19 protein-coding genes are annotated in these 22,890 nt (G+C 43.7%); 6 read left to right on the forward strand and 13 right to left on the reverse strand.

What is annotated here, in order from left to right; translation table 11 throughout:
• The first annotated feature begins 35 nt into the window (after positions 1–35).
• A complete protein-coding gene (gene pyk, locus BLR84_RS23580; RefSeq protein WP_090472721.1) occupies positions 36–1,475 on the forward strand; it encodes a pyruvate kinase in 1,440 nt (479 codons plus the stop codon).
• Between the two features lie 213 nt (positions 1,476–1,688).
• Here the strand turns inward: pyk and BLR84_RS23585 are convergent, their stop codons facing one another.
• Positions 1,689–2,183 carry a thioredoxin family protein gene (locus BLR84_RS23585; protein WP_090472722.1) on the reverse strand — a complete coding sequence of 165 codons (495 nt, stop codon included), beginning with the start codon at positions 2,181–2,183 and terminating at the stop codon, positions 1,689–1,691.
• A 283-nt stretch (positions 2,184–2,466) separates the two neighbouring features.
• Between BLR84_RS23585 and BLR84_RS23590 the strand changes: the two genes are divergently transcribed.
• The 4 genes from BLR84_RS23590 (at position 2,467) to BLR84_RS23605 (ending at position 10,123) form a co-directional block, all read left to right on the forward strand.
• Positions 2,467–5,793: a vitamin B12-dependent ribonucleotide reductase gene (locus BLR84_RS23590; RefSeq protein ID WP_255367034.1), complete on the forward strand. Its 3,327-nt coding sequence runs from the start codon at positions 2,467–2,469 to the stop codon at positions 5,791–5,793.
• A 1,218-nt stretch (positions 5,794–7,011) separates the two neighbouring features.
• On the forward strand, positions 7,012–7,749 hold the full coding sequence (locus BLR84_RS23595) for a carboxypeptidase-like regulatory domain-containing protein (protein WP_090472723.1): 738 nt from the start codon (positions 7,012–7,014) through the stop codon (positions 7,747–7,749).
• An 833-nt stretch (positions 7,750–8,582) separates the two neighbouring features.
• The gene (locus BLR84_RS23600; RefSeq protein ID WP_090472724.1) at positions 8,583–9,371 is read left to right on the forward strand and encodes a DUF1835 domain-containing protein; all 789 of its coding nucleotides are present in this window, start codon (positions 8,583–8,585) and stop codon (positions 9,369–9,371) included.
• A 2-nt stretch (positions 9,372–9,373) separates the two neighbouring features.
• Entirely contained in the window at positions 9,374–10,123 is a 750-nt protein-coding gene (locus BLR84_RS23605) for an SDR family NAD(P)-dependent oxidoreductase (RefSeq protein WP_176852139.1), read from the forward strand.
• Here the strand turns inward: BLR84_RS23605 and BLR84_RS23610 are convergent, their stop codons facing one another.
• Positions 10,124–11,686 (reverse strand): glycoside hydrolase family 10-like protein, encoded by a 1,563-nt coding sequence (locus BLR84_RS23610; RefSeq protein WP_090472726.1) that lies wholly within the window; start codon positions 11,684–11,686, stop codon positions 10,124–10,126.
• 350 nt (positions 11,687–12,036) lie between these two features.
• On the opposite strand from BLR84_RS23610, the gene BLR84_RS23615 reads away from it, so the two are divergent.
• Positions 12,037–12,951, forward strand: coding sequence for a hypothetical protein (locus BLR84_RS23615; RefSeq protein WP_090472727.1), 915 nt, complete (start codon positions 12,037–12,039; stop codon positions 12,949–12,951).
• A gap of 152 nt (positions 12,952–13,103) precedes the next feature.
• Here the strand turns inward: BLR84_RS23615 and BLR84_RS23620 are convergent, their stop codons facing one another.
• The 11 genes from BLR84_RS23620 to BLR84_RS23670 all read right to left on the reverse strand — a co-directional run bounded on the left by BLR84_RS23620 (position 13,104) and on the right by BLR84_RS23670 (position 22,758).
• Positions 13,104–13,904: a hypothetical protein gene (locus BLR84_RS23620; RefSeq protein ID WP_090472728.1), complete on the reverse strand. Its 801-nt coding sequence runs from the start codon at positions 13,902–13,904 to the stop codon at positions 13,104–13,106.
• A 21-nt stretch (positions 13,905–13,925) separates the two neighbouring features.
• On the reverse strand, positions 13,926–14,426 hold the full coding sequence (locus tag BLR84_RS23625; RefSeq protein WP_090472729.1) for a heavy-metal-associated domain-containing protein: 501 nt from the start codon (positions 14,424–14,426) through the stop codon (positions 13,926–13,928).
• Between the two features lie 75 nt (positions 14,427–14,501).
• Positions 14,502–14,891 (reverse strand): HYC_CC_PP family protein, encoded by a 390-nt coding sequence (locus BLR84_RS23630; RefSeq protein WP_090472730.1) that lies wholly within the window; start codon positions 14,889–14,891, stop codon positions 14,502–14,504.
• A 142-nt stretch (positions 14,892–15,033) separates the two neighbouring features.
• Positions 15,034–15,714, reverse strand: coding sequence for a YiaD family glycine zipper/OmpA-like lipoprotein (locus BLR84_RS23635; RefSeq protein ID WP_090472731.1), 681 nt, complete (start codon positions 15,712–15,714; stop codon positions 15,034–15,036).
• A 232-nt stretch (positions 15,715–15,946) separates the two neighbouring features.
• Positions 15,947–17,281: a sensor histidine kinase gene (locus BLR84_RS23640; protein ID WP_090472732.1), complete on the reverse strand. Its 1,335-nt coding sequence runs from the start codon at positions 17,279–17,281 to the stop codon at positions 15,947–15,949.
• 3 nt (positions 17,282–17,284) lie between these two features.
• On the reverse strand, positions 17,285–17,968 hold the full coding sequence (locus BLR84_RS23645; RefSeq protein ID WP_090472733.1) for a response regulator transcription factor: 684 nt from the start codon (positions 17,966–17,968) through the stop codon (positions 17,285–17,287).
• Positions 17,969–17,974: 6 nt separating this feature from the next.
• Entirely contained in the window at positions 17,975–18,853 is an 879-nt protein-coding gene (locus tag BLR84_RS23650) for a hypothetical protein (protein ID WP_090472734.1), read from the reverse strand.
• A gap of 29 nt (positions 18,854–18,882) precedes the next feature.
• Positions 18,883–19,212 carry a hypothetical protein gene (locus BLR84_RS23655; RefSeq protein WP_090472735.1) on the reverse strand — a complete coding sequence of 110 codons (330 nt, stop codon included), beginning with the start codon at positions 19,210–19,212 and terminating at the stop codon, positions 18,883–18,885.
• A gap of 191 nt (positions 19,213–19,403) precedes the next feature.
• Positions 19,404–20,351, reverse strand: coding sequence for an FAD:protein FMN transferase (locus BLR84_RS23660; RefSeq protein ID WP_090472736.1), 948 nt, complete (start codon positions 20,349–20,351; stop codon positions 19,404–19,406).
• Positions 20,352–20,664: 313 nt separating this feature from the next.
• Positions 20,665–21,738 (reverse strand): peptide chain release factor 1, encoded by a 1,074-nt coding sequence (gene prfA / locus BLR84_RS23665; protein WP_090472737.1) that lies wholly within the window; start codon positions 21,736–21,738, stop codon positions 20,665–20,667.
• Between the two features lie 273 nt (positions 21,739–22,011).
• Entirely contained in the window at positions 22,012–22,758 is a 747-nt protein-coding gene (locus BLR84_RS23670) for a UDP-2,3-diacylglucosamine diphosphatase (protein ID WP_090472738.1), read from the reverse strand.
• Positions 22,759–22,890: the final 132 nt, after the last annotated feature.

Consider the following 22,890-nt stretch of genomic DNA (forward strand, 5'->3'; position numbering starts at 1 on the left):
CTAAATATAATGTAAGCCAGTTTAACCCGAACAATATGAAACTATACTATAATCGTACTAAAATTGTAGCCACCATGGGCCCGGCGTCAGCTAAAAAAGATGTTTTATTAGCCATGATCAAAGCCGGTGTTAATGTTTGCCGCCTTAATTTTTCGCACGGAAGACCGGAGGATCATAAAGCCGTAATTGACATCATTCGCGAAATTAACGAACAATACAAAACCAACGTAGGCATCCTGGCCGATTTACAGGGCCCTAAAATTCGTATTGGTTTGGTAAAAGATGGTGGCATTCACCTGGTTAACGGAACTCATATTAAAATCACCACTCAGGAATGTATCGGTAATGACGAGCAGATCTACATTACTTATGATACCTTCCCTCAAGATGTACAGGCCAATGAAATTATTTTGCTGGATGACGGTAAGCTGCAGTTACGCGTTATTGAAACCAACAAAAAAGACACCGTTATTTGCGAAGTGGTTCACGGCGGTATCTTAACTTCACGTAAAGGGGTTAACCTGCCCAACACCAAAGTATCTATCCCAAGCTTAACCGAAGAAGATCTGATCAACCTGCAATTCGCGTTGAAATATGATGTGGAGTGGATAGGCTTATCATTTGTACGTACCGGTCAGGACATTATTGAACTAAAACATATCATCGCCCAAAGCGGCAAAGCTGCCAAGGTTATCGCTAAAGTAGAGAAACCTGAAGCTATTGATAACATCGACGAAATTATTGCCGCTACCGACGGTGTGATGGTGGCCCGTGGCGACCTTGGTGTTGAAATGCCATTGGAAGAAGTGCCATTGCTGCAAAAAATGATCGCCACCAAATGTCGCGCGGCTTCAAAACCGGTAATTGTAGCTACCCAGATGCTCGAGTCTATGATCACCACCCCCCGCCCAACACGTGCCGAGGTGAATGACGTAGCCAACTCTGTACTGGATGGCGCCGACGCGGTGATGCTTAGCGGCGAAACTTCGGTTGGTGAGTTCCCGGTTATAGTTATCGAGACCATGGCCAAAATTGTGCGTAACGTAGAGGAGTTTGGTTACAGCTTCAATACCGCTAAAGTTATTAATGATACCGACCCATCATCGCCAGATTACCTGAGCAACGCGGTTTGTGAATCGGCCGTTCACCTGGCACAGCACACCAACGCGGTAGGTATCGTATCCATGACCACATCAGGTTATACCGCTTTCCAGATCTCGAGCCACAGACCGCAGGCAAGTACTTATATATTTACCTCCAACAGGCAATTGCTAAATGCCTTAAGTTTGGTTTGGGGTGTACGTGCCTTTTTCTACGATAAACTGGAAAGTACAGATCAAACCATCAGCGACGTAAACGGCATCCTGAAATCAGAAGATCTCATCAAAGCCGGCGACGTAGTGATCAACACTGCCGCTGTGCCTATTATTAAACAAGGTAAAACCAATATGCTTAAAGTAAGCATTGTTGAATAACCTTATTTAAATATACTTTTAATGGAAAAAGGCTCGCCGTAATGGTGAGCCTTTTTTTGTTGATATAATTTTATTCCCGAATGATTGCGGTTATTAAAAAGGATGTCATGCTGAGCTCCGTCGAAGCATGGTGGACAGGCCTCTGCGCTCAACCCTTCGACGGAGCTCAGGGTGACAGCCACTTTTAGGACATTACTACTCTTGGGAGAGGTGCTACTTCGCCTTTTCGTAACTTTTTGGATCAACCGCGGCCGGCGACCAGTCTTTCAAAAAGCCCATGACTTTTTCTTTACTATGGCCCTTACCTTCTTCCAGATAGCCTGAATTTTGGGTATGCAGGCGTGCGCCCTTGTCATCCAGCACCACAAATACCGGGAAACCGAAGCGCTGCGGATAGCCCAGATCGGCCAGTACAGCCTTGTTCTCGTTTTCTTTACTATAGTTTACGTGCAAAACCACGTAATTATCATTCAGGTATTTGTTCAGTTCGGCATCTTTGGTCACCAGCTCGTTAAACCGCAGGCACCAGATGCACCAGTTACCACCTATTTGTAAAAGCACATTTTTATGTTCCTGCCCCGCTTGTTTTACAGCGGCTTTGATCTCCGCTTTGGCGTCGGCATCTGGGTTGTATATCTTGGGCTGTTCCTGCGCCCGGGCGCTCAGTGTAAAAGCAGCGATGAACGCTATCAGAATTAATTTTTTCATGTGTAGGGACTGGTAAATTAATTAACAGTTTAATATACGCGTATTGCACCGGATTAATGCACTGTGAGCTACAAAAAAATGACAAAAAAAGATAATTTTTTAATTATTAACACGTATAATTATTTAATAATCAGATAATTAAAAGTTAATATATAGCACAGGGGGCTATTAACTGACATGTGTGGAAAACTCTGAAATAAAAGATAATACCTATACTAATAGCTTTGATTAAAACACCCTTAGTGTTTTTAAAATACCACACTTATCTCCAATCTATTATACTATGGCCAAAAACATTACCTCCAAAATGTCCGCCACCAGCAGCGGGAAAGGGCTTAAAACAACACGCTACTTCACTAAAGAAGGAATTAACGTATTTGATTTGTTTAAATATGATAAAAGATCGTCGGTGATCCGTAACCCATCGGGCGATGCTGTGTTTGAAATGAACGATGTAGAAGTGCCCGCGGCATGGAGCCAGGTAGCAACCGATATACTGGCACAGAAATATTTCCGCAAGGCCGGCGTACCGCAAGCCGATGGCAGCACCGGCGCCGAAAAAAGCATTAAGCAGGTGGCGCATCGCATGGCCAATTGCTGGAAAGACTGGGGTGTACGCTACGGCTACTTTGCCAGCCCAAAAGACGCTGATATTTTTTATGACGAAATAGTTTATACCATTGTTGGCCAATTAGCAGCGCCAAATTCGCCGCAATGGTTCAATACCGGGCTGCATAACTCATATGGTATCATCGGCAAGCCGCAGGGGCATTATTTTGTTGACCCGCTTACCGAAGTGCTGGGTAAATCAACTTCGGCTTACGAGCGCCCGCAGCCGCATGCCTGCTTTATACTTTCTGTTGATGACGATCTGGTGAACAAAGGCGGCATCATGGATCTATGGGTACGCGAGGCCCGCATATTTAAATATGGTTCAGGCGTAGGAACCAACTTTTCCAAAATCCGGGGCGAAACAGAAAAACTGGCCGGTGGTGGTTATTCATCGGGCTTAATGTCCTTCCTGAAAATAGGCGATCGTGCTGCTGGTGCCATCAAATCGGGTGGTACAACCCGCAGGGCAGCCAAAATGGTTTGTCTTGATCTGGATCACCCGGAAATTGAAGGTTTTGTGAACTGGAAGGTAGAAGAAGAAAAGAAAGTGGCCGCGCTGATAGCCGCCGGTTATTCATCTGATTACGAAGGCGAGGCTTATCGCACGGTATCGGGCCAAAACTCCAATAATTCGGTGCGTGTACCCAATAGTTTTTTCCATGCCCTCAAAGGCGGTAAACCCTGGGAACTCACCAGTCGTATTACCGGGAAGGTGACCAAGACTGTTGCCTCGCAAAAACTTTGGGACGATATCGCTTTCGCGGCCTGGGCCTGCGCCGACCCGGGTGTGCAGTTTGATACCACCATTAACGAGTGGCATACCTGTCCCGAAGGTGGCCGGATCAACGCCTCCAATCCCTGCTCCGAGTATATGTTCCTGGATAATACGGCCTGCAACCTGGCTTCTATTAACCTGGCGCATTTTTTTGATCCGCAAACCCGCGTATTTGATGTAAAAGGTTTTGAACACGCCTGCCGCATGTGGACTATCGTGCTCGAGATCTCGGTACTGATGGCGCAATTCCCATCTAAAGAAGTAGCGCAATTATCCTACGATTATCGCACCCTGGGCTTAGGCTATGCCAACCTGGGTTCGGCCTTAATGGTAAACGGCATCCCTTACGACAGCGACAAGGCCCGCGCTATCGGCGGAGCCATCACCGCCATTATGACGGGTACAGCATACGCTACTTCCGCCGAAATGGCCCGCGAGCTGGGGCCTTTCCGCAAATACAACGATAACAAACAGCACATGCTGCGGGTGATGCGCAACCATCGTTACGCGGCTTATAACTCTACCGAAAATTACGAGAATTTAGAGATTGCCCCTCCGGGTATCGATCCAAAATACTGCCCCGATTACCTGCTCTCTGCCGCTTGTAATGCCTGGGATAAGGCTGTTGAAATGGGCGAAAAGCACGGTTATCGTAACGCCCAAACCACTGTTATTGCCCCAACAGGCACTATTGGCCTGGTGATGGATTGCGATACTACCGGTATCGAGCCTGATTTTGCGCTGGTAAAATTCAAAAAGCTATCGGGTGGTGGTTACTTCAAGATCATTAACCAGGCTGTACCCGAAGCACTGCGTAATTTGGGCTATCGCGAGCATGAAGTTACGGCCATTGTAAACTATGCCAAAGGTTCGGCCAGCTTAAAAGGCGCGCCACACATCAATACCGACAGCCTGAAAGCCAAAGGTTTTACAGATGATGAACTCGAAAAGCTCGACAAAGGACTGGTATCGGCCTTTGAGATCAGCTTCGCGTTCAATATCTGGTCGCTGGGCGAGGAATGCCTGAAACGCCTGGGTATTACCGCCGACCAGTACAACGCTCCCGATTTTAATGTGCTGCGCGCACTGGGCTTCAGCAAAAAACAAATAGCCGAAGCCAATGAATACATCTGCGGCACCATGACCATTGAAGGAGCGCCTTATTTAAAAGAAACACATTACCCCATATTTGATTGCGCCAATAAATGCGGTGCCAAAGGCGAGCGTTACATCCATGCACATGGTCATATCAAAATGATGGCCGCCGCACAGCCTTTCCTGTCTGGAGCCATCTCAAAAACCATCAACCTGCCCAATGAGGCTAAGGTTGATGAGATCAAGGATTGCTATCAGTTATCATGGGAGCTGGGCTTGAAAGCTAATGCCCTTTACCGGGATGGCTGTAAGCTGAGTCAGCCGTTATCCACCAAATCAGATACTAAGGAAGAGGTAGACGACAAGCTGGAAACAGTGGAAGAGGTATTGGGCGAAGCTGCTAACGTAAAACTAAGCGACCTGACCCCCGAACAAGTGATTGAGGCCGCCATGGCCATCATGGAAAGATCGAAGGACACCAATTTTATGCGGCAGCTATCGCGCGTGGTAGAAAAAAAGAACCTGCCCTTTAAACGTGGTGGATTTACCCAGAAGGCCATTATCGACGGGCAAACCGTATTTGTGCGCACCGGCGAATATGAGGACGGCACCCTGGGCGAAATATTTGTGGATATGCACAAAGAAGGAGCTACTTTTCGCTCCTTGATGAATTGTTTTGCCATCGCTGTTTCGGTAGGCTTACAGTATGGTGTACCGTTGGAAGAGTATGTAGAGAAATTCACCTTTACCCGCTTTGAGCCTGCCGGTATGGTGGTGGGGCATGCCAATATCAAAAGCGCCACCAGTATTATCGACTATATTTTCCGGATGCTGGGTTATGAATACCAGAACCGCACCGACCTGGTGCATATCATTACCGATAAAAATGGCATTCTGGGTAATCCTCAAATGGGCGATGAGGATTTTAATACCGACGAAAGCAATGTGTATGTGCCGGTTAACAATCCGGCTGGTTTTAACCACGCTAAAAAACAAGGCCTTTCTGTCGACCTGAGCATGGGGGTACAAAGCGATGCCCCCAGCTGCAACGTATGCGGGCATACCACCCTGCGTTCGGGTACCTGTTACAAATGTCTTAACTGCGGCAACTCCATGGGTTGTTCTTAAAATGAAGTTTTTTGTTCAGTTATAAATAGTTAAATGTGCGAACCCTGCCGCAAGGCAGGGTTTTTTGTTTAGGAGAATCCAACAACTCACGTCATTGCGAGGTACGAAGCAATCTATAAGCTGTACAGAGCTGCTCTTTACAAGGCGTATACCCGCTCTTGGCCGCGGGAGGGCCAGTTACTTTGTAGCCACAAAGTAACCAAAAGGCTTGTCACCAGAAATGCTTCTTTGCCGCACATAGCCTTTACTCTGCAAATCAGTCAGAACCACGGGCTGCTAAACCTCACCTCCACTTCGTTCGCTCATTCCCTGCGCTTCGGCAAGGTTCGCTAATGCCCCACCAACTGCACAGGCCACCATAGTTCTGCCCGTTTTCACCCGAAGCTGTTCTGCTGACGGGGAAGAAAACAGAAGAAAGTAAGGTTAAAAAATAACTGTGTCATCTCGAACGAGGTACGAGGAGAGATCTTTTACGCGGGATAAGTTCTATAAAAGAAGTGCCGTGGTAATGTGAGGGGAAATAATAAATAAGTACAGTCATCCTGAACTTGTTTCAGGATCCCACAGGACAAGCTAACCGCCTTATTGTACCCCTGCTTATGGGATGCCGAAACAAGTTCGGCATGACTTCAAAGTATGCCCTCAAACGCTCTTTGTCATCCTGAGCGCAGCGAAGGATCTATTATTAAATATGCTGGGTCTTCGGGCAGTGATGTTTGCAGCATCCAGATCTTTCTCCTTTTTTCAAAAGCATGCCCGTTTTACAAATGGTGGAATGGTACATGCCTTTTTTATTCATGATGGGCGGTGGCGGTGCCAATATCACAGGCACGGTCGCCATTAGGAACACGATTGCGATATAGATACTTTTCATGGCTTTGGTTTTTGATGGTAGTCAAATATCGGGAGTTTTTGCCAGCAACCATCAATATTTCAATCAATTACCCCATATTTTAAACCATCTTCAACACTTTACCATATACTCTCCCTGTATGAAAGCGTTGGTCCTGTGCGATTCCCTCCCAGCGGGAGGGGGTAGATAGGGGTTTATTCATGATGCCTGGCGCATAAACCCCTCCCTGCTACAACACAAACCACGGCGCCCCTCCCGTGGGGAGGGAATTTAACTAGCATAAGTTAAAAAACGTTAAACCGATTTTATCAACCCCATCCGGGACTTATGTTTGTAATGATTTGATTATCAAAACATATAAACCGATGCGTGGCCTGTTCACCCTGCTTTTGATATGTGCCTGTTTATGCTCCTACGGACAAACCGTAAGCGGCATTGTGACTGATAAAAAAACAGGTCAACTGCTTACCGGCGCCTGGGTAAGTACTTCCAAAACAAACACTATTACCGGTATACAGGGCGAGTTTAGTATGAACGCGGTTAAAGCTGGAGATACCTTGCGGGTAAAAATGCAGGGATATAAATTGTATGTGCTGCCGCTTAACCTGGCAAACAGTAAAAATATCCGGATCGGTTTAGAAGCGGCGATTATTGAACTCAACGAAGTTCATGTAAGTGCCAAAAGAGACCGGGTAAAAGATTCATTGAATAACCGTAAAATGTTTGCGAAGGAGTTTAATGCTTCGGCCCCCAAATTAAAAGACATTATTGTGGTATCGGCTGCTCCTGGTCCGCTACCGGTAGCTGGCATCACGATTGTTCCATCCCAGTTTATCCGGGCCTTAACTTACAAACACAGCCGGGAGTATAAATTTAAAAAGGTATTGATCAGGGATGAACAGAACCGCTATATCGACAGCAGGTTCAGCGAAAACCTGGTCGGCACCATCACTAACCTTAAAGGTGATTCCCTGTTGAATTTTATGGATAAATATCGCCCGGGCATGGAACAGATCAAAAAGATGTCGGACTATGACATCCGTGTATACATTAAAACCAGCCAGCAAAAAATGATGGGAGATAGCGCGGTTAAAGCTAAATAGAGACCTCACCCAACCCTCTCCAAAGGAGAAGGCTTTAAAACTGTTATCCCTTAACCAGCAGATGGGCTGTGCTAAGGGAGAATGTGCTCCCCGTCAGCAGATAAGCTTCCGGCGAAAGCAGGCAGAACAATGGTGGCCTGTGCGGTTGCAGGGGCATTAGCAAACCTTGCCGAAGCATCGGAATTGAGTGAACGAAGTAGAGGTAAGGTTTAGCAGCCCGTGGTTCTGACTGCTTTGCAGGGCAAGGCTATGTGCGGCAAAGAAGTCTCTCTGCTGACTTGATCTTTTGGTTACTTTTGTATCAAGACAAAAGTAACAGCCTTAGCGGCAATTGAGCGCTCTACGACAGGTATCTTCGCCCCGTCACTCTTCTTATCCCAACATTTGATAATATCCCTAAAAATCCGTATATTTATATCAACACCAGCCCGGTTCTCCGAAAAAAGAGAGCCGGGCTGTTTCGTTAAAGACGAAACAAGGCCAAAAACAATCTATTTTTACTCATTGTATTGATTATCAATAAATTAATACTTTTTAAACCTTTCAAAACCCATCAGGAATTTGTTAAAAAGTGTTAAAATGGCGTTAAAACGTTATTAAAACGAATATTATCGGGTCGTTTTACGCTGTTTTCGACTAAAAAAGTGTTAAAATTTAAGGTTTAAAAAGTTTTCTGGTCCGGATGGGATCAATCCAAACAACCAGCGTCATTTCATCTTCAGAATTTCAGGTAAATTTTTAGTTGGGTATAATTGCTGCTTTTTTAAATTTATTTTTACCATCAGGATGCTTTGGCCATTATGGCTGTTGCTTCACTACTAATTCTAAAACCTATGAGTAACATATTGCATATCTTAAACGGTGATGCCGCCCTGTCGGGATTTAATGAAACCGGCCTGGATGGTGATGTACTGATATGGCGCGAAGTGCTTTCTGAGGGCCCGTTGCAGGAAAATATCCTGTCAGGCAGTTTCTGGAGCGCACGTGCCAAATGGATCACCCAAACGTTCAAAGAGGACCTGGATGCCTACCAGAACAAGGTAATTGACGAACTGGGTAAGCTCAACAGCGACTATACCGAAATTAACTTATGGTTTGAGTTCGACCTGCATTGCCAGGTGAACTTACTGGGTGTTTTACAAATGCTTAGCCGCAAAACGGATATGTCGGCACCGGCTATTTATTTGATTTGCCTGGCCGACTGTGTACAGTTTAATTTTGCCAAAGGCCTGGGCGAACTCAACGGCGAGCAGTTTGAGGAACTATATGATGGCCGCGAACGCCTGAACGAATGGGAGTTTGAACTGGCCACCGAAGCATGGCAACTATATGTACAAGGTGATGCGGTCGAACTGGAAAAATGGCTGGGCGAAAATAGCTTTTGGGGTGGTGTGCCTTTGCTGAAACCCGCTTTACAAGCTCATTTGAAACGTTTACAGATAAATGAGGCTGGTCTGAGTTATATTGAACAGCGGCTGCTGGACATTTACAATAGCGGCGCGAAAACACGTTCATCCATATATGCCACTTTTTGGAACGAGGATAAAATATTTGGTATGGGTGATGCCGAAATAGACATTTACCTTGACCGCCTGCAACAAAAGCAGCTTATCAACCTATAAATATGACCAACACTTATATCATTAGCGGTGCCGGGAGCGGCATCGGGCGGGCTATCGCGCAAAAGTTGGCACAGGATGGCAATACCTGTATTTTACTGGGGCGCGATGAACAAAAATTAAAACAAACGCTGCAAAGCCTGCCCGCAGACAATCATAGCCTGTTGATAGCGGATATCCGTGATCAAAAAAGCCTTGCCCGTGCCTTTGAGCAACTGGGCAATACGGCGGTTAACGGATTGGTAGCCAACTCAGGTATCGGCGGCGAAAATTACTGGGGTGATGATGACCGTTGGGCAGATATCATCAATACTAACCTTACCGGTACTTACAATTTTGTGAATACATTTTTACCAGCATTGCGGAATGCAGTGGGGGAGAAACATATCCTGATCACTTCGTCTGTACTGGCACGGTTGGGCGTGGCCAATTATTCGGCTTATTGCGCTTCTAAAGCAGGTTTACTGGGGCTGATGCGTTCATGGGCGGTGCAGTTTGCTCCCGAAAATATATTGGTGAACGCCATTTGCCCTGGTTGGGTGGATACCGAAATGTCGCAGGACGGTTTACAGGGCATTGCCGATGGTATAGGCATCAGCAAACAGGAATTTTATGAAATAGCTATGCAAAGCGTACCACTTCGGCGTATGAGTCAGCCAGATGAAATAGCCGGCTTGGTAGCCTATCTGTTAAGTCAGCGGTCTATAACCGGGCAAACTATGGATATCAATTGTGGCTCGGTGATGAACAGCTGATCAGCGAACCGTTACGGCGATAGTAGGCGATCGGTCACTCTCGTTCTTTAGCCTGTCGAGCGCGGTGATCACATACATATAGGTTTTGCCCTTTAGTACAGTGGTATCTTCAAAGCCTAAACCGTTGTTGTATTGAATATGCAGTATGCTTTTAGGATCGTCTATGTTGATCTTTTCGCCATCGGTAAACCGGTAGATCACGTAACCATAAACGGGTTGCTCGTCGCGGGCCAGGGTAGGTGCCATCCATCTTAATTGTACATGGCCCTGTAAAGCTTTCGCGGTGAACTCCCGGGGTACATTAGGAGCAATAGAGTCGCGCCAAAGCATCACCGGCGGTAAGGCAGGATACTTATAATAATTTTCACGAAGCGAGTCGGTAAAACCCAAGGGATTACTGGTCAGTGAATTGGAGCTGAAGTAAACACTGCCCTGAACACGGGGATTAGCACGCATCATATTGATCTGGTCGGGTAGCTGTTTGGGGTTTTTAAAGGCCACTGTTTTACGCTCATTGATACGATAGGCCGCCTGCCCAATATACAGGTGTCTGCCATAGGTATTGTCGCTCCACCAGTCGAGCAGTTTTTCAAAATCAGCCGAGCGGTTGCCAATGGGCCAGTATAGTTGAGGATTGATGTAATCAACCCAGCCTTGTTTTATCCACTCGCGCGAGTCGGCATAGTTTTCGTAAAAGGAGGAGCCTCCACTGGTTTCAGAACCTTCGTCGTTCTGCGCCTTATTGGCCCATATACCAAAGGGACTAATGCCAAATTTGATATCCGGGTTGTGTGCGTGTACGCTGTCGCCTATCATTTTTATCAGCAGATCCACATTGTGGCGGCGCCAATCCTTAATATTGTCAAAACCCTGTCCGTATTTTCTAAAGGTTTCATCGTCATTGATCTTTTGTCCGGCAATAGGGTATGGATAAAAATAATCATCCATATGCACGCCATCGATATCATAGTTGTCAACCACGTCCAGGATCACCTGTACAATATATTCGCGCACTTCGGGCAAACCGGGGTTAAATGTTTTGATGCCACCGTAAGTAAAAAACCAATCAGGTTTTATTTTGGTGATATGCTGCGGACTCAGGGCACCGAAATTGCCATCAAAAGTAGCACGGTAAGGGTTAAACCAGGCATGCAGCTCCATACCACGTTTGTGGGCCTCGGTTATGGCAAACTCTAAAGGGTCATAGGCAGGAGTAGGTCCCTGGCCTTGTTTACCGGTTAAATATTTCGACCAGGGTTCGCGGCTTTTAGCATAAAAGGCATCAGCAGCGGGGCGTACCTGCAGCATTACCGCGTTGATGCCTGTTTCCTGGTGCGAGTTGAGTATATCTATCAGTTCCTGTTTTTGCTTATCGCTTGTAAACTTAGTACTTGTGGGCCAGTCGATATTTACCACGGTTGCTATCCACACTCCCCTGAATTCCCGTTTGGGCTCGGTTTTAACTATTGGTTCATCAGACGCGGGCTCAGCTGGCTGCGCGTAAACAGTTGCAATGGTAAGCAGGGATATGGTTAGTAGTATAAAGTGGCGAAATATATGCATCAATAGGGATTAAAGTAAAAGCTGCAAAGATATAAAACTCATAACGTTGCACTTTTATTATGAAGTATAAAATTTGCAGGTTTATTGTGATTTTAGCATATTGTATTTATTTTTAACCGTTGCCTAACTTAATTGTTTACCTGTAATTCTTTTAAAAATCATATTTTTAGTGTTTCAACGTTTAAATATCGTTGAGCATGAAAGTGCTGATAAAGGAAAAATACAGGTAAAGCGGGCAATATCTATCTGCATAGATTTGCTTGTAAATTAATCACGATAGTTAAATTGCTGCATTTTTTTAAAACAGCTTTGCTTTTTAACTGTATTAAAACATTAAACATTTAATTGCTATGGAAAATCAATCCGGTCAACCATCTAAGAAAAACTCCAACGTCATTTATTTCCTCATTGTGGTGGTATTGGCTTTATTGGGTACAGATGTGTATTTGTATTTGCAAAAAAACAAGTCAGATACTAAAATTGTGTACCAGCATGATGAACAAACCCGTCTGCAAACAGAATTGGACAGTCTTGAGTCGCAAATTCAGCAGGTAAATACGGGGAAAGCCAAACTATCCCAACAAATGCAGGCCAAAAACGATTCATTGGTCGCCAAGATCAAAGTATTAAGAACTCAATTGGCTAAAGGTAAATTAACCAAGGCTGAACTGGCCAAAGCCCAGGAAGATGTAAAACAATTAAGGTATTTTGTAACTAAATACACCGCGGACATCGACGAATTGAAGAAACAAAATCAATCCCTAACAACAGAGAGGGATACACTGAAAACCAACCTGGCTACGGTAGCTAAAAAGGCCGATACGCTCACCAAGCAAAACCAGGATCTGGACGCGAAGGTGAAGGTGGCGCAGGCGCTCAAGCTGGCCACATCAAATGTGGTAGCCTATAAGGTTAAAAGCAGCGGTAAAGAGGTTGATGTTACCCGTGCCAGTCCGGCTAAAAAAATCAAGATCAATTTTACAGTGGCCAGCAATAGCATCGCTATAAAAAGCATGCACGATATTTATGTGCGTATTATTGACCCAACCGGCAACCTGATAACTCCTGCCGATGGCGGAACTTTCAGCGCTGATAACCAGGATCTGCAATACACCTATAAAACATCAATTGATTTTAAGGACGACGGCAGCCAGTACACTATTGATTGGGTAAATCCTAACCTGCCATTCCAGAAAGGTACTTACACTGTATTGCTTTATGCCGATGGTGGTACCATGGGTAAAACAGGCTTTACACTTAAATAAGCTTATTTAACAGATTATATAAAGCCCCGTTCCGGTATTCGGAACGGGGCTTTATTGTTTTTGTCATCCTGAGTGATAGCGAAGGATCTGTTTAGTAATATGCATGGTCGCGAATAGATCCTTCGTCCCTCAGGATGACGATATTAATGGAGCTACAGATTAAAAAAGTTATATTCTAACCGTACCAGGTACATGTTCTTGCTGTTGCGGAGCATGTCATTATAGATCGGTGTACGGTACGACAGGTCCAGGCGGCAAACACTGTTAAAAATAAACTGTACCGCGGGCGCCACATCCAGATAGCTTTGGCCATGGCCCGGATTGGTTTTACCCAGCAGTTCGGCATACAGGTTAACATTGGTTTGCTGATAGTCCTTGTAATTTTTAGGGAACAACAGATACCCGGCCGATAAAGTATAAGCTACCGCGTTGCGTGCCTGTAAGGGTGTAAGATCATAGCCGCCTCGGTTGTCAAAAGCACGCAGATAACTTGCCGAACCGGATAATGCCAGTTTATGTAAAAGCTGGGTGAACACCACTCCGCTTTGAAAGCCGGAGTTATCACCTTCCAACGTTATTTCCTGGTTAACAATAGGATTATTGATGATGGATGCCTTCGCGAAAAAAGCTCCTCGGAAATGCTTCTGTACGGTATCTATAGATAAAAAACGGTATTTAGCATATATACTGCCACCCTCAAAATGCTGATTGTTATGATAATAATCCGACGCATATAAAGAGCCGTGTACCATTAAATGCCTGCTCACACCATACATGGCCTCAAAACTTGTACGGTTTTTATAGTCGGGTTTAAAAAATCCCTGGTTCTCTAAACGTAGGCCGAGTGAGCCCGTGGCCATGTTGCTGGCCGGTTCGGTATTTACATACAGCTCCTGTGAGAATGCGGAGCATGCCAAAGCCATGAGGCCGATAGCCAATATCAATTTCTTCATGATCGTTTTACTTAATGAAGATTATATAGCTAAATGATAGATGCGGCCACTTGCCGGAGCAGTATCAGTAACCTGGCTCAAATATTTTTTGGATACTGATTTGGGAGCGAAGCCATTATCAACAACGGTGAGATTTACATTACCATTAATAGCTTTATCCGTTGGATTCAACAACCTGTAGGTATCACCGCCATAGCTGAAAAGATTATTAGCAATTTTGGTATTGTCAAAATTAAAAGTGGCTTTTAGGCTGTTTACCGAGAATCCTGAGCCCTGGACCTTTTTGCTGATCTGCTCAAAATTTACAGGTACATCACTTTTAAAGGTAATAAGATATAAGTTGTGCATCAGGTCGGTCTTGATCTCGCTTACAAAAGGAAGGGTACGCAATGCTTTTTCGGTTGATTTGGCGCATAACGCGCAGGTAAGGCCGCTAACCTGCAACTCGGCTTTAGTGAACTGGGCTTTTGCAGCTGTAGCGGTAAGTACAAAAAGTACGATGAATATTTTTAGCGTTTTCATTTGATCTTTTAATTAATTGTTGGAAAATAAACTGCCGGTAGTTTTACCAGGTATGCTGTAGACAATTAATGTTGATCAAATACGAAAAATGCAGTTTTTAATAAATGTGGCTATGTTTTGCCAGGGCATGCCAGGCGGCCCGCGCTCCAAAGACGGGTTGGCAAATGATTGCCTGGAAGGTGTAAATAGTCCATTGAAAGATAAACGGGGTACATCAAATCCAAAAAGTTTGGAGAGGATAGAAACCGGTTCAATCTGGTGCGCGTCTTTTACTTTGATCTGTAGGTGCTTATCCTTACAGCATTTCATTTTGCCGCAAGCCTGCGCCATTTTACAAGTAAGGGCAGGTGAGTCAATTTTAACAGAAGCTATCTGCGTACCACAATAATGCAGATTAAGAGCAAAGCCCAGCACTGTAACGGTGTACAGCAAGGTCAATAATAAAGCTCCTGATCTTTTTATCATGAAACAAAAATAATGGATTAACTCGTTGATTACAAATTGTTTTTATGTATTACTCAAATATGACCAAACCGTATATAAGCACAAAGCACCGGGCCCTCGCGGCCCGGTGCTTTGAAATTAACTTGATCTTATTATATGGTTATTATTGGGCAGCTTGTTTAGCCTGCTGTTTCATTTGATCGTTAGCAACAATCACTATTTCAACCCTGCGGTTTTGGGCACGACCCTCAACTGTGGTATTATCAGCAATTGGTTCGCTTTCGCCTTTGCCGGAAGTGGTTAAGCGTGAGGGGCTCACATTATTACCTGCGATGTACGATTTTACAGATTCGGCCCTTCTGACAGAAAGATCCATATTATGTGAATCTGAACCGGTATTGTCTGTATGGCCAACTATTAAAATGTTGGTGTTTTGATTGTTTTGTAATGAAGTAGCCAGTTTTTGCAGGTTACTTTGTGCAGCTGGCTTAAGATCTGCCTTGTCAGTATCAAATAATATACCTGAATCAAATTTAACCAAAATACCCTCACCTTCACGTGTAACAGTAGCTCCCGGAACGGTTTGTTTTATTTCGGCAGCCTGTCTGTCCATGTTGCGACCAATAAATGCACCGGCAGTACCACCTACAGCGCCACCAATAATGGCTCCCAAGGCGGTGTTACCTGCTGCTTTACCAATAAAAGCACCTATTGTACCACCTGCACCCGCACCAATTGCCGCGCCTTTTTGTGTTTTGGTTAATGAATCGCAACCTGAGCCTAAAATACCTACAGTGGCTAAAGCCAAACTCAGGGTGGCTATCTTAATTCTAAGAGTTTTCATATATAATTATGATATGTTTTATATATCATTTGCAAAGCCAATGCCAAAAACAGCAAAAAACAGGGATTGTTTTTTAAAGGGTGTAAAAACTTACTGTAGCTATATTTTTTTAATGTTTAGGAAAGTAATTTTCGGGCCAGAAAATTACTTTTTGTCGTGATCTTGAAAAATGGCTTATTTTTAGTACAAGTAATGTAAAATTGTCGATACAAAATAATCGCCAGAGGTGTGTTTAATGAACCACAATGAGGGTAGCCGGAAATATGAGTTTAAAGGTGCTGCCGATATCTTTAACGGAAATTACTTCCATGTCAATATCATGAAAAGTAGCTATTGATTTAACAATGGGCAAACCTAAACCAAAGCTATCCTGCTGAAGTGATTGTCTGAATTTTTTAAAGCGGTTAAATATAAAAGGGATGGCTTCAGCGTCGATTCCAATACCGTTATCGGCTATGCTGATGATAAAGTTATTGTGCCCGGCCATCCCGGTTACTTTGATATAGCCGCCCTCGTTATTGTATTTGATAGCATTGTTGATGAGGTTGAAAAATAAATTGAACAGCAGGAATTTATTAACATTCACCAAATCCCAATTTTCAGGGATGTCGATGCTGTAACCGATGTTTTTGTCTTGCAGGCGTATGGAAATCTCGTCATACACATCCTGGAGTAATTCAGCAGCCGGAACCTTATCTTCTTTTAAAAATTGTTCGTTTTCAATTTGCGATATCAGTAACAACGTTTTGGTAATGCTTTTTAAGCGGTTAAGTATTTTCTGCATCTCGATCAAACGAACCTTCAGATCATCGCTGATATCCTCCTCCTCAAACATATTCTCGATCTTCGATTGCAGGATGGATATCGGGGTCATCAACTCATGTGAGGCATTGGAAATAAACTCACGCTCTTTCTGGAACTTATCAGCAATGGTCTCCATCATTTTATGGATACTGATATCCAGGTATTCAAAGTCGGTAGTGGTGGTGCGTACCTTACGGTAGGAGTTAAAATTAGGAAACTTTTGACCAACAAGCTTGGTTTTAATAATGAGCCGCAAAGGTTTGAGCACATAGTTGGAGTAAAACTGATCGGCTAGAATGGTGAGCAATATCATGCCCAGCAATACCTGGAAAGCGATATTTTGCAATGGGATACTGGTTTCATCAAGTGTATCAACACTCTTGCCTATTTCCAGCAGGTAATTCTTGTTCTTGACCTTAAATGTATGGCTTAGTATCCGGTACTCCAGTGTATCACCCTCGCTAAACAAGCGTTTACCCAGCTTAATGGTATCTAAAAAGTAATGGGGGTCCACCTCATCCAAACTAATGAATTCCTCCTTAAGGGGCAAATAACTACCGTAGGCCTCACCGTTTTCGATATAGGTTTCAATACCATGGCTTTTTACTATTTGCAGCAGCTTGTTTTTTTGTTTGATGAGTTTACTGTCGACATAATTACTGCTTATATTTTTGATCAATACGGGTACCAGCAATACAAACAGTACTACGATCACCAGTTTTGATATGGCATTAAAAAGTGTAAGTTTTGTTCTGAGTCTCAATAATTAAGCGTTGATCTTTATTTTATAACCCAGTCCCCGTACTGTTTCCAGCCAATCGGGCGAGGCGAAGGTGTTTAACTTTTTCCGTATATTTTTAATGTGGGCGTCAATATAGTTGGAGTCGTAATCATTATTTACCACGCTGCCCCATATATGTTCGCTTAACTGCATACGGGTTAAGGTTCTGTTTTTATGTAAAATTAAATAGGCTATCAGGTCAAATTCCTTTTTGGTAATTGTGTTTACAACGCTGCTACCATGCGATATAGTACGATTGGTCAGATCGATCAGAAACTCTCCCAGTTCAATCGTGTTGTTTTTTACTCCAAACTTGCGGCGTATAATGGCCTGCATGCGACTTTGAAGCTCGAGCAAAGAAAATGGTTTTGGCAAATAATCGTCGGCCCCCAGATCAAGTCCTTTAATGCGGTCGTTAATTTCGGCACGGGCGGTAAGTATAATACAGGCAGCTTCGGAATCTATCTTTTTTGCCTCTTTTAACAGGTCCAGGCCATCATAATCTGGCAGACCGAGATCTATCAGGATAAAATCATACAGGTTAACGGCGATTTTTTCGGAAGCCGATGTGCCGTCAAAACACACATCGCAGATGTAGTTATAATTGGTCAAAAATATTTCCAGTTCCTGTGCAAGCGCGCGTTCATCCTCAATGATCAATACATTCATACGCCGTTAATAAAAAAGGTAGTAAAATGTAAAGTTAAAAAATGATTCCCGCCTGTTTTCAAGAGTTCCCTCCACGTTAACCGGCATCGAATAGCGCCAGGACGCTTCCAGTGTGTAATGTGGCCGGTTATAGGCAACAGGCACTTTAAAGCTATAATTAAGCATATTGAAGATCCTGTTGCGGCGGGCAGCACTAAGATTGAGGTGTTCCAATACATCCGGCGGTAATACGTGCTGATAGTTATGATCAACTTCGTACCGCTGCACAAAGTTCTGTGTACCCAGGATCATGTTGAATGACGGGTTGAAGGACAGATAATCTTTATCGTCAAAAATGCTCCAGCTGCTTTCAAAGTATTTTGAATTGCTGATAGTGGTAAAAAAGTCGTTCGATTTTCCGAACAGATAATCCAGAACAACGGTTGTTTTTAGAATATGCCAGTCGTAAGCGTTTTTAAGGTTTATATCATTGGATGATGCCGACTTGATCACATTGGCATTTTTATTAAATATGAACCGGGTATAGCTGGCAGCACCCGAAAACGCTTTTGAAAATTTGTAAAAGTAGCCACCACCTACATCAACCTCATCAACGGGTGCATAACCCAATACTTTGAGTACCGAACCGTATACAAACACGCCCGATTTACTGTTATATATAGCATCGCCGGTAACAAAGGGATATTTGATAGGGCCGGTACGGCCGAAAAATAAAGCATCACTGCCATAACTTACACCTACAGAAACCGATCTTTTTCTGACAATAGTGTCGGTATCGGCAGTAAGCCGATAGCTGTGACCTGTAGTCAGAAAGCTCCGATCAATACCTGCAGCGTATAGGGCATTGCAGCCGGCAATAAAAAAAAGTAAGCAAAGGTACTTCATCAATAATTGGTAAGTTTTTTATTAACCTGTTAATTGCCATTTCTTCGGGGTATCTCCGGCGGGCGTTCCATGCCCTCGGGCCGGCGTTGTCTTTTGGGTTTGGGTTTAGAGGTCACGGGTTCCCCTGAATCATCAACCTTTGTTGGCTTAGCCTGCTTTTTTGGTTTTGCTACCTCTTTAATTTTATTTTTTTCATCCTTCGCGTTTTTTGCCAATATCGTATCCGCCAGAATTTTATTGTGCTGAATGGTTACGATTTTGCTATAAACGGGGTCTGACAGACTGTTTTTAGCGCCGGCAAACAATAAACATGGTGCAAATATCAATACCAGGACAATATACGCAAACCACTTTATCATTGAGGGGAAGAAAAACTTAAAATTATTTTCAAATATCGGTCAATTTAAACAGTTAAATCCAAGGGGAGGGATACTGTTAATAAAAATACCATCTGCTCCGGTATTTTGTATACAAAACGCCCAAGTAGATGGGTAACGAAGCTGCAGGTTTGCCAGAATAATTATGATATGTTTATATATAAATGCTTGTATCAGATACTAACATCCTTTGACGTATAAATACGGTTTTGGTCGTCAATAATAATACAGGCAATTTGGTTTAGTTGGTTGATCAGGTATAAGCCCGCGTTAACACCAATGTTGATCAATGGCGAAGCCATGGCATCAGATAGTTCGGCTGTTGGGCTGATGATGCTTACACTGGTGATCTCGCTTACCGGGAACCCCTTTTTTGCAGCCATTACGCTTACAAATTTTTTGTTGCTGATGCTGGCATATTTTTCGGCATTAACCGATGTGGCAAAAGCCATATTGCTGATATCCAGATGAGCAAATGGTTGTTTTCTTTGTTCAGGATCGGCAGCAGCAACAGTCCACGGTTTTTGATTGGCTTGAGTACCCCAGGTCAGCAAATCGCCGCCCGCATTGATAACACCACTGCTTACGCCGTTCATTTGCAAAATGTATTTGGCGCGGTCGGCAGCGTAGCCTTTACTGTTGGCGCCAAAACCAATGCGCATGCCTTTTTCCTTTAAAAAAACGGTTTGTTTAGCGGCATCAACCACTACGTTCTTATAATTGGTAAGCATCACCGGCGAAGGGGCTATTTTAACGTCGGCATTTTCGGCAAGCGCGGCATCATCACCGGTATAACCGGTGCCGGTAAAGTAAGTAATATCAAAGGCTCCATGTGTAAGTTCTGATATTTGAAGCGCCCTGTCAATCAGTCTGAAAATTTCAGCATTCGCTTTCACCGGTTCAATACCTGCATTGCGGTTGATCTGGTTAATATGACTGTCTTCGCTAAAAGCCGACAGTAACTTTTCAACGCGGTTAATTTCGTTGATGGCAATATCAATTTGTTCATCGGCCAGTAGAGGATCGTTCCCAACTACACTAATTTCAAATTTATCACCCATTAAGCGTAAACTACGCCTGTAAGTGGTTAAATTATTGGTTAAAGTTTTTACTGCCAGCATAAATAAAATTTAGTTATTGTCAAAAAAATAAACAGTGTTATGAAGCGCTAAAAGCAATACGCATGTGTTGGTAAAAGCGCTACATCACCGCTGTACAAAAACTAAAGTAGCCCCCTTATATGAAAATAAGATGAAAAAGGGATTGTAATTATCGCATCGCGACAGTTTTCACATTTTTTAACAATTGGATTACAGTTGGTTAGATGGAATAGGTTGCCTGTAAATTAAAAATGCCATAAGCATGTTGCTTATGGCATTTTATATATTATCAAAAGACCTGCCTCCGACCTCGAAAAACCGGATAAGGCGTCTTTTAAACTACTGTTCCTTCTTTTAGCTTTTCAGCATTTTCGGCAAATTGTAAGGCTTCCATTATTTCCTGTAGGTCGCCATTCATTACGCCGGGCAGGTTGTATATGGTAAGTCCGATGCGGTGCTCGGTTAAACGACCCTGCGGATAGTTATAGGTACGAACCTTGGCAGAACGATCACCGGTAGAAACCATGGTTTTACGCTTTTTAGAGGTTTCTTCCAGGTGTTTTTGCAATTCCATTTCATAAACACGTGAACGTAATACCTGCAAAGCCTTGTCGTAATTTTTTAACTGCGATTTTTGATCCTGGCATTGGGCCACAATGCCGGTAGGGATATGGGTTAACCTAACGGCAGAATAAGTAGTATTTACCGACTGGCCGCCTGGTCCCGATGCGCAGAAAAGGTCCTTGCGGATATCGCTTACCTGTAGATCGATGTCAAATTCATCAACCTCGGGTAATACCACAACCGAAGCGGCAGAAGTATGTACCCTGCCCTGGGTTTCGGTATCTGGTACACGTTGCACACGGTGAACACCCGATTCATATTTAAAGTTGCCGTAAGCATCTTCGGCATTTATGTTGAACACAATCTCTTTATAGCCGCCGCTTGTGCCTTCGGTATAATCAACCAATTCGGTTTTCCACCCGCGTTTTTCGCAATAGCGTATATACATGCGGTAAAGGTCGCCGGCAAACAGGGCTGCTTCATCACCACCCGTACCACCGCGGATCTCGACCATAGCATTCTTGCTGTCTTCGGGATCTTTAGGGATCAGCATCAGGCGAATGGTTTCTTCCATTTCTTCCTGCTGAGTTAATAGCTCATCCAGTTCTGATTTGGCCATTTCACGAAATTCTTCGTCTTTTTCCGTAGCCAGTATCTCTTTATTAGTATCAATATTGCTCATGATGTTGCGGTAAATGTTATACTCATCAACAATTTTGGCAAGGTCTTTATATTCCTTATTCAGCTGGGCAAAGCGTTTCATATCCGACATTACTTCCGGATTGCTCAATTCGCCTTCTACGTTTTTCCAGCGTTGAAATATCAGCTCTAATTTCTCTAACATATATTATCCTCAATATCTATTGCCATACTGCAGTTAATGATGGTCCGGCCAGGAAAGTTCTTTATGTTTTCGATCGGGTTACAGACATACTGCAAAAAGCGCACAAAAATACATATTTTCAGGCATATATAATTCAGCATATTGTAAGTATTGTACGGTGAGGAGTGAGTGGTGAATAGGGAGTGGTGAGTAGTGAGCCAAAACCGCTATGCAATGAAAATATGTGGAATGGCAAGTCAAACTCACCATTCACTATTCGCCAATCACCACTTTCTACTCAAATTTTTTCAAGGTCAGCGTAGTTCCGTCAAATTCGGCGTAGGTGTTGTAATTTACCCATTCGCCCAGGTTAATGTAGCGGCTGTTGGGGTTTAGCTGTATATCCAGCGGCAGGTGCCGGTGACCGAAAATAAGATAATCGTAAAAATTGGTTTGCAGTTCTTCGCGGCAAAAAGTAACCAGCCATTCCTGTTCGCCGGGTTTCGGGTTTTCTTTTTTCTGATTGCTGATGCGGCTGTTGGTCGACCAATAATTGGCTATACCAACCCCCAGGTTTGGGTGTATGCGGGCAAAAAGCCATTGACAAAAGCCACTCCTGAAAAAATTCTTTAGCACTTTATAAAAGCTGTCACCTGGTCCGAGCCCGTCGCCATGATGCAGGAAAAACTTTTTGCCATTCCGTTCTATCTTCAATTCATTGCTGATGATAATGGCCCCAAATTCCTTTTCAAAATAATCAAACATCCACATATCATGGTTGCCTTTAAAAAGGTAAAGCTTTATGCCGGCATCGGTGAGCTCGGCCAGTTTGCCTAAAAAACGGGTATAGCCTTTAGGCACTACCGTTTTATATTCAAACCAAAAATCAAATACATCGCCCATTAAAAACAGTTCGGCGGCATCGGCTTTAATGCTATCCAGCCAGCGCACTATCCGGTCTTCGCGTTTACGGCTTTCGGCATAACCGCCGGCGCCCAAGTGAAAATCAGAAGCGAAGTAAAGTTTGTTACGGATTGGCATACCCGGCAAAAATACATTTTAAGCGCGAAAGCAGAAAACCCGGCGAAGCAGCAGATGCTTCATGGAATGTGGTTAATTAATGGTTTATGAAATTAACAACTGTTAATATATTTTATTAATTATCATTCAATA

Source organism: Mucilaginibacter sp. OK268 (genome assembly GCF_900103125.1).
Lineage (GTDB): Bacteria > Bacteroidota > Bacteroidia > Sphingobacteriales > Sphingobacteriaceae > Mucilaginibacter.

Bases quoted from the DNA above. Each gene is read 5' to 3' on its own strand.
- pyk (WP_090472721.1), top strand. From the start codon at position 36: ATGAAACTATACTATAATCGTACTAAAATTGTAGCCACCATGGGCCCG.
- BLR84_RS23585 (WP_090472722.1), bottom strand. From the start codon at position 2,183: ATGAAAAAATTAATTCTGATAGCGTTCATCGCTGCTTTTACACTGAGC.
- BLR84_RS23590 (WP_255367034.1), top strand. From the start codon at position 2,467: ATGGCCAAAAACATTACCTCCAAAATGTCCGCCACCAGCAGCGGGAAA.
- BLR84_RS23595 (WP_090472723.1), top strand. From the start codon at position 7,012: ATGCGTGGCCTGTTCACCCTGCTTTTGATATGTGCCTGTTTATGCTCC.
- BLR84_RS23600 (WP_090472724.1), top strand. From the start codon at position 8,583: ATGAGTAACATATTGCATATCTTAAACGGTGATGCCGCCCTGTCGGGA.
- BLR84_RS23605 (WP_176852139.1), top strand. From the start codon at position 9,374: ATGACCAACACTTATATCATTAGCGGTGCCGGGAGCGGCATCGGGCGG.
- BLR84_RS23610 (WP_090472726.1), bottom strand. From the start codon at position 11,686: ATGCATATATTTCGCCACTTTATACTACTAACCATATCCCTGCTTACC.
- BLR84_RS23615 (WP_090472727.1), top strand. From the start codon at position 12,037: ATGGAAAATCAATCCGGTCAACCATCTAAGAAAAACTCCAACGTCATT.
- BLR84_RS23620 (WP_090472728.1), bottom strand. From the start codon at position 13,904: ATGAAGAAATTGATATTGGCTATCGGCCTCATGGCTTTGGCATGCTCC.
- BLR84_RS23625 (WP_090472729.1), bottom strand. From the start codon at position 14,426: ATGAAAACGCTAAAAATATTCATCGTACTTTTTGTACTTACCGCTACA.
- BLR84_RS23630 (WP_090472730.1), bottom strand. From the start codon at position 14,891: ATGATAAAAAGATCAGGAGCTTTATTATTGACCTTGCTGTACACCGTT.
- BLR84_RS23635 (WP_090472731.1), bottom strand. From the start codon at position 15,714: ATGAAAACTCTTAGAATTAAGATAGCCACCCTGAGTTTGGCTTTAGCC.
- BLR84_RS23645 (WP_090472733.1), bottom strand. From the start codon at position 17,968: ATGAATGTATTGATCATTGAGGATGAACGCGCGCTTGCACAGGAACTG.
- BLR84_RS23650 (WP_090472734.1), bottom strand. From the start codon at position 18,853: ATGAAGTACCTTTGCTTACTTTTTTTTATTGCCGGCTGCAATGCCCTA.
- BLR84_RS23655 (WP_090472735.1), bottom strand. From the start codon at position 19,212: ATGATAAAGTGGTTTGCGTATATTGTCCTGGTATTGATATTTGCACCA.
- BLR84_RS23660 (WP_090472736.1), bottom strand. From the start codon at position 20,351: ATGCTGGCAGTAAAAACTTTAACCAATAATTTAACCACTTACAGGCGT.
- prfA (WP_090472737.1), bottom strand. From the start codon at position 21,738: ATGTTAGAGAAATTAGAGCTGATATTTCAACGCTGGAAAAACGTAGAA.
- BLR84_RS23670 (WP_090472738.1), bottom strand. From the start codon at position 22,758: ATGCCAATCCGTAACAAACTTTACTTCGCTTCTGATTTTCACTTGGGC.